Genomic DNA, 6,672 nt, shown 5'->3' on the forward strand with positions numbered 1-6,672 from the left:
CGAAGGGATGGTAGGCGATAGCCTTATCTACTTCAATGACGAAGATATTTTTAAGGAGTTCAAGAGGGTTATAGTGATGAGGATAATGACCTCATGTTGGAAAATATTGCTGCGGTTATAGATCAGACAGAGATTCCTAAAGGAAATGTTGCTGAGTTGAATGAAGTAAATGAACTAGGAGGCTAATACATGGGGCAAATAGACTATGATCAAATCTATTATCTTCAAGGTAGAGTGAATTGCCTACTCCACCAGCATCTCCTCTGCCCAATCACGGATTACGACTATCGATGAGCAGTTGGAACGTCTTCGCACGGCCAAGAAGTCTGTAGGGAAATTCAAAAAAGGTTTATTATACTAAAAAAAGATTATTAGGAAAATTATCAGCCTACTTGGCAAGGCAAACAAAAGGATGATTTCACCAAGCAGTGGGAAAGCTTCTCCAGTGACTACACGAGTTTTCAAACGGAGATGAATACCTTCTATGATGCCATCTGTGATGAAATCACTAGGTTGGAAAATCAAAAGATTGAAGAAAATGGCCTTATTGGCTGTCTTCAGAGTTTGAAGAATAGTTTGGAAAATTCCATCGAGAAGCTGCTACATACGAAGGAGGGGTAAGGCCATGTATGGAACGATTCAATTATCCGAGGTTCTGTTTAACTCGCACATCGGTAGCCTGTCTAAAGCCAAGGCTAGTTTGGCAGGAGTTGGGAAACCAAGTTTTAATACGACAGCTACATCGAAAGGATTGGACTTGTATCAGGAACAATTCAATGAGCTCCACTCGCTGGTGAAGACCTATGCGACCTTGCTGGAGACAGATATCGCTTTGATGGCAGGCACAGGGAAAGAGATGTATCGGACAGATAGTGTCCTGGGTCAAAACATGTTTCCTGGTTTGCAGTAGGGAGGTGCCATGAGTTACAATATAAAATTTGATGATATTACCTCTGTTCAGGTGGAAAGTCAAAAAACGATAAATGCTTGGGGAGAGTCCGTTGCGAGCCTAAACAAGGCCATGACAGACTTCATCAACAATCAAAATCTCCAAGGTCAGGCCATCTCGAGTATGCGCCGTTACCTAGTAGAGGTGCATGGGACTCTTCTTCAGACTCTGGTCAACCTGATGAATGACTACTCAACTAACCTCCTGCTGTACAAGGATGGTTACTACCAGATTGATGGTGATCTTCATACAAAGCTTCCAAGTAAGGTATTTACAAACCTTCATAGTGCTTTAAAGAGCTCACGGGACGATTTGAAGAGTGAGATTGAGATCTTGAACACGACCAAGGACAAGATTTCAGACTTGGTGAGCTACGAAGGAAGCAGTCATACCAGTACAGTCATGAACTATAACTTCCTCATGAACCAGCTCAAGAACTTGGATACCTCCATCACTCAGTACGAGAGTAACCATGCGAGTCAAGATTTGGTCGCCTTTAAGGAACTTCTAGCTGCGACCAAGGCCTTGATAACAGAACATGCAGGTAAGACACGAACTGTAGGGACTTATCAGTCAGGAGATTTTGCCAAACTCAAGTCTGTTCAACGCTTTGCGATAGCCTACAAACAGGCGACCCAGCAGATGGAGAGTCGCGTTGAGCGTGTACAAGCAGCTCAGGAGCGAGACAGGGTCCGTTTGAAGCCTTGGCTCGATCAGATAAGGGTTGGAAAGACATGGCTGTTAGCGCATTGACTATCATTGTCGGAGTGACAGCCATCGTAGTTACATTGGGCTCTGCGACTCCTTTAGTTGTTGCAGGCGGTATAGTGGGTCTTGGGACAACAGCCTATGGGGCTTCTAATATGTATGAGGCTGATCAGGATATCAAACTTGGGAATGCAGGGGATATTCAGACTAAAGCAGGAAATCCCATCAGAGATACGCTTTTCATGGGGAATGACAAGCTGTATCATGATGTTGGGAATATCTTTGTGACGGCGAGTGCTATCATGATTCCCATAGGGCAGACTCAGAGCGTTGTCAAGGGGGTGACCCAGTTTGCGATAGGGGAAGCAGGCGCCTATACAGCGGGTCAGGTAGCCTATCATGGGACTAAGCTCCTAGGTGGTAGTGAGGAAGACGCTCAAACCGCAAACTTTATCGGGAATATCGTAGGAGGCTATGCGGTAGCTTCAGCAGCCAGCAAGTTTAGTCTCAATAAGGTGGAAACTCCACAGGCTAAACCAACAACATCTCCAATAAAAAATATGCCATTGGAAGAGTATGAAATGTATCGGACGAAGAGTGTTATCAACCCTGACTCGGATACAATGACATTAGGTAAATATGAACCTACAATTAGACCTGACGGGACTCAAGATTGGAGTACACCTGGTCCAAATTCATACATCAGCAAGGCTGGAGATACCACTTACTTTAGCTTAGGGGATGATTGGAATAAATTGACGGAGGTCTATCATTTAGATAGCCGTGGAGAACAAATGTTTGAAGCATTTAATAAGCCAGCATTGGATGATGCAGTTGCGCAAGGCAAGACTATTCGATTTTCTCATGATCCACGTTTAAAAATTTATGAAAAATCAGCCTTGAGATGGGAATGGGATTATTTACGAGCACAACATGGATATAAAGATATAGATTTTATAGGAGGATATTGGTATGCAGACAAATAGTATGTTAGAACAAGCAAGAGAAACTCGAAAGAAAATTAGGAAAGTTTTTATGGATAAAGTTGATACTATTGCAGCTTATGATATAGTTGATGAACCAAATCATCAAATGTTTAAATTGAATTTTGCAGCTTATGATTACTTTTGGATTCAATTTAGTTACGATAATGATTTATGCGGATTCTCTATTATTTTAAATGATCAATTTGGCGTATCGCTTGAAAGCGAAATGCGTAGCTATATGGGAACCACGGATTGGGATAGTTATTTAAAAGAGATCATGGCAGAGATTGAGCTACGCATTCCCGATAAGTTTTTAAAAGCTAAGGGTTGGTTGTAAAACTTGTTTAAACTATAGTTTTACAAAGATGCTTGATACCAGATTGATTCAAGCAATCATACAAAGCTTCCAAGTAAGGTATTTACAAACCTTCATAGTGCTTTAAAGAGCTCACGGGACGATTTGAAGAGTGAGATTGAGATCTTGAACACGACCAAGGACAAGATTTCAGACTTGGTGAGCTACGAAGGAAGCAGTCATACCAGTACAGTCATGAACTATAACTTCCTCATGAACCAGCTCAAGAACTTGGATACCTCCATCACTCAGTACGAGAGTAACCATGCGAGTCAAGATTTGGTCGCCTTTAAGGAACTTCTAGCTGCGACCAAGGCCTTGATAACAGAACATGCAGGTAAGACACGAACTGTAGGGACTTATCAGTCAGGAGATTTTGCCAAACTCAAGTCTGTTCAACGCTTTGCGATAGCCTACAAACAGGCGACCCAGCAGATGGAGAGTCGCGTTGAGCGTGTACAAGCAGCTCAGGAGCGAGACAGGGTCCGTTTGAAGCCTTGGCTCGATCAGATAAGGGTTGGAAAGACATGGCTGTTAGCGCATTGACTATCATTGTCGGAGTGACAGCCATCGTAGTTACATTGGGCTCTGCGACTCCTTTAGTTGTTGCAGGCGGTATAGTGGGTCTTGGGACAACAGCCTATGGGGCTTCTAATATGTATGAGGCTGATCAGGATATCAAACTTGGGAATGCAGGGGATATTCAGACTAAAGCAGGAAATCCCATCAGAGATACGCTTTTCATGGGGAATGACAAGCTGTATCATGATATTGGGAATGTCTTTGTGACGGCGAGTGCCATCATGATTCCCATAGGGCAGACCCAGAGCGTTGTCAAGGGGGTGACCCAGTTTGCGATAGGGGAAGCCGGTGCCTATACAGCTGGTCAGGTTGCCTATCATGGGACTAAGCTCCTAGGTGGAAGTGAGGAAGACGCCCAAACCGCAAACTTTATCGGGAATATAGTAGGAGGCTATGTGGCTTCCTCAGCAGCCAGCAAGTTTAGTTTGAATAAGGTGAAAACTCAGTTCTCTACGGAATGGAATGAATATCTAAATGAATTTCCAAAAAATGGGTTAACCCAGTCAGAGATAAATAATATCATTGAAGTTGATCCTGATATTGAAAAAGGCATTGTACGTCCTAATCCACAAGATTATTTACCAATGGAGTATTTGGAACAGCATAAAAAATTATTTGATGATGGAGTTGCAGCCTTTGTGAAAGATGACTTCTTCATCCAGAAATTTGGTAATTTTGGTCGAGAAGATGGAGCTTTTGTTTTTCCAAAAGATGTAGCAAAGGCTATGATTAAAGAGGCGGATGGAAATCCAAGGAAGTTAGAGGCTTTATTGGGGCTTGATGAGGGAAGTCTAGGAGACTCTCCTAAAATGGTACTTCCGCAGGAAGTACATAATTACAGAATTCCTGATGGAAATGAGGGAGGATCACGTGCCAATCCACAGTGGCGACCAGGAGGAAAAACATACCCTGGAGGAGTTCCTGAAGCAGTAATCGACCCAGTTCCAAAAGATAAGTTAACATTAGTAGACATTTGGTAAGCAACAAAGGAGATAAGAATGGAATCAATTTATGTAAGTCAAAAAGATATGCTGGAAATCTGTCAAGATGGTGATAAGTATTTCTTGCGTTATCCAACTTTTAATATTACCTGCCCAGAAGTGGTTCAAGAAATCCCAAAAGAAGCTGCCGATAGCTATATTTCGGGAGAACATACTGGCAAAGAGTTGATGAATTATGCGCAGTATGGTTTTTGGAAATCAAAAAAGCAATATACACAAGATGAATCTAGTAAACTTTTCATTGAGAATAATCCTTCCTTTATTCTAAAAAATCCCAAAAATAGTCGTCGTCTTTTTTCAGCAGAAGAGTTTACTCAAATTGTTATCCAAGCCATCGCTTCAAAATTGAAACCTAGCGAACTTGATGCAATTGGTATAGTTGATAGTCATTTAGAGCTTCTTTTGGTGGATCCAGTTGGCTGGGAGGAAGAGATAGAAGCAGTCCATTTGGAAATTCTGCAAGAAAAAATTAATAATTACATTCACTTCCTCGAAAGCAAGCAGTATGTGGAACGATACGGTGATAAGTTTGACAAAAAAGTCATCCATATTACCTTCCAATACTCTCCATCTGATAATGGACTAGCCTTTCTTGCAGAGGTTCAGAAAGTGTTGCAGCCTACAGATATGAGTTTTAAGATAGAATTGCCAGAGTAATAAAGAGAGCGGAAACGCTCTCTTTTTGTGGTATAATGAAGAAGGATTGAACCTATATCAAAAACAATTCAATGAGCTCTATCAGTTGATGACGAGCTATACGTCCTTGTTGGGAACAGACATCGCCTTGATGTCCGCTACAGGAAAAGAGTTGGCCCGTACAGATACAGTATTGGGACAAACACTGTTTTCTGGCTTGCAGTAGGGAGGTTCTATGAGTTACAAGATAAAATTTGATGATATTACCTCTGTTCAAGTGGAAAGTCAAAAGACGATGAATGCTTGGGAAGAGGCCATCGCTAGTCTAAATAAGGCTATGAGTGACTTCATCAACAATCAAAATCTCCAAGGTCAGGCCATCTCGAGTATGCGCAATTACCTAGTAGAGGTGCATGGGACTCTTCTTCAAACTCTGGTCAACCTGATGAATGACTACTCAACTAACCTCCTGCTGTACAAGGATGGTTACTACCAGATTGATGGTGATCTTCATACAAAGCTTCCAAGTAAGGTATTTACAAACCTTCATAGTGCTTTAAAGAGCTCACGGGACGATTTGAAGAGTGAGATTGAGATCTTGAACACGACCAAGGACAAGATTTCAGACTTGGTGAGCTACGAAGGAAGCAGTCATACCAGTACAGTCATGAACTATAACTTCCTCATGAACCAGCTCAAGAACTTGGATACCTCCATCACTCAGTACGAGAGTAACCATGCGAGTCAAGATTTGGTCGCCTTTAAGGAACTTCTAGCTGCGACCAAGGCCTTGATAACAGAACATGCAGGTAAGACACGAACTGTAGGGACTTATCAGTCAGGAGATTTTGCCAAACTCAAGTCTGTTCAACGCTTTGCGATAGCCTACAAACAGGCGACCCAGCAGATGGAGAGTCGCGTTGAGCGTGTACAAGCAGCTCAGGAGCGAGACAGGGTCCGTTTGAAGCCTTGGCTCGATCAGATAAGGGTTGGAAAGACATGGCTGTTAGCGCATTGACTATCATTGTCGGAGTGACAGCCATCGTAGTTACATTGGGCTCTGCGACTCCTTTAGTTGTTGCAGGCGGTATAGTGGGTCTTGGGACAACAGCCTATGGGGCTTCTAATATGTATGAGGCTGATCAGGATATCAAACTTGGGAATGCAGGGGATATTCAGACTAAAGCAGGAAATCCCATCAGAGATACGCTTTTCATGGGGAATGACAAGCTGTATCATGATATTGGGAATGTCTTTGTGACGGCGAGTGCCATCATGATTCCCATAGGGCAGACTCAGAGCGTTGTCAAGGGCTTGACTCAGTTTGCGATAGGGGAAGCCGGTGCCTATACAGCGGGTCAGGTTGCCTATCATGGGACTAAGCTCCTAGGTGGAAGTGAGGAAGACGCTCAAACCGCAAACTTTATCGGGAATATCGTAGGAGGTTATGCGCGT

The 6,672-nt window shown here is 42.8% G+C and carries 9 protein-coding genes and 2 pseudogenes; all 11 read left to right on the plus strand.

Features of this window, described 5'->3' with window-relative positions:
- Window positions 1-444: 444 nt before the first annotated feature.
- Window positions 445-621: pseudogene (locus SK578_RS11095) on the plus strand (YwqH-like family protein); the annotation flags it as partial.
- A 4-nt stretch (window positions 622-625) separates the two neighbouring features.
- Window positions 626-910 carry a TIGR04197 family type VII secretion effector gene (locus tag SK578_RS00075; protein ID WP_042749648.1) on the plus strand — a complete coding sequence of 95 codons (285 nt, stop codon included), beginning with the start codon at window positions 626-628 and terminating at the stop codon, window positions 908-910.
- Between the two features lie 9 nt (window positions 911-919).
- On the plus strand, window positions 920-1,702 hold the full coding sequence (locus tag SK578_RS10970; protein WP_235228583.1) for a T7SS effector LXG polymorphic toxin: 783 nt from the start codon (window positions 920-922) through the stop codon (window positions 1,700-1,702).
- Window positions 1,654-2,643 carry a hypothetical protein gene (locus SK578_RS11100; protein ID WP_235228586.1) on the plus strand — a complete coding sequence of 330 codons (990 nt, stop codon included), beginning with the start codon at window positions 1,654-1,656 and terminating at the stop codon, window positions 2,641-2,643. Before SK578_RS10970 ends, SK578_RS11100 begins: the two co-directional genes overlap by 49 nt.
- A complete protein-coding gene (locus SK578_RS00085) occupies window positions 2,630-2,980 on the plus strand; it encodes a hypothetical protein (RefSeq protein WP_042749676.1) in 351 nt (116 codons plus the stop codon). The genes SK578_RS11100 and SK578_RS00085 overlap by 14 nt, the downstream gene beginning before the upstream one ends.
- Window positions 2,981-3,103: 123 nt before the next feature.
- Entirely contained in the window at window positions 3,104-3,544 is a 441-nt protein-coding gene (locus SK578_RS11105) for a hypothetical protein (protein ID WP_235228587.1), read from the plus strand.
- Entirely contained in the window at window positions 3,496-4,560 is a 1,065-nt protein-coding gene (locus SK578_RS10290) for a hypothetical protein (protein ID WP_235228590.1), read from the plus strand. The genes SK578_RS11105 and SK578_RS10290 overlap by 49 nt, the downstream gene beginning before the upstream one ends.
- Window positions 4,561-4,578: 18 nt before the next feature.
- Window positions 4,579-5,238, plus strand: coding sequence for a DUF6572 domain-containing protein (locus SK578_RS00095; RefSeq protein WP_042749677.1), 660 nt, complete (start codon window positions 4,579-4,581; stop codon window positions 5,236-5,238).
- A gap of 46 nt (window positions 5,239-5,284) precedes the next feature.
- Window positions 5,285-5,443, plus strand: a complete 159-nt coding sequence (locus SK578_RS00100; protein ID WP_235228581.1) for a hypothetical protein — start codon at window positions 5,285-5,287, stop codon at window positions 5,441-5,443.
- A 9-nt stretch (window positions 5,444-5,452) separates the two neighbouring features.
- Window positions 5,453-6,235, plus strand: a complete 783-nt coding sequence (locus SK578_RS10980) for a T7SS effector LXG polymorphic toxin (protein ID WP_235228592.1) — start codon at window positions 5,453-5,455, stop codon at window positions 6,233-6,235.
- Window positions 6,187-6,672: pseudogene (locus tag SK578_RS00105) on the plus strand (TNT domain-containing protein); the annotation flags it as partial. The gene SK578_RS10980 and the pseudogene SK578_RS00105, both read left to right, overlap by 49 nt.

Source organism: Streptococcus mitis (genome assembly GCF_000722755.1).
Taxonomy (GTDB): domain Bacteria; phylum Bacillota; class Bacilli; order Lactobacillales; family Streptococcaceae; genus Streptococcus; species Streptococcus mitis_CM.

What these genes read in the sequence shown, in the direction of transcription:
- SK578_RS10980 (WP_235228592.1), top strand. Translation starts at nt 5,453, where the DNA reads ATGAGTTACAAGATAAAATTTGATGATATTACCTCTGTTCAAGTGGAA.
- SK578_RS00085 (WP_042749676.1), top strand. Translation starts at nt 2,630, where the DNA reads ATGCAGACAAATAGTATGTTAGAACAAGCAAGAGAAACTCGAAAGAAA.
- SK578_RS00095 (WP_042749677.1), top strand. Translation starts at nt 4,579, where the DNA reads ATGGAATCAATTTATGTAAGTCAAAAAGATATGCTGGAAATCTGTCAA.
- SK578_RS00075 (WP_042749648.1), top strand. Translation starts at nt 626, where the DNA reads ATGTATGGAACGATTCAATTATCCGAGGTTCTGTTTAACTCGCACATC.
- SK578_RS10970 (WP_235228583.1), top strand. Translation starts at nt 920, where the DNA reads ATGAGTTACAATATAAAATTTGATGATATTACCTCTGTTCAGGTGGAA.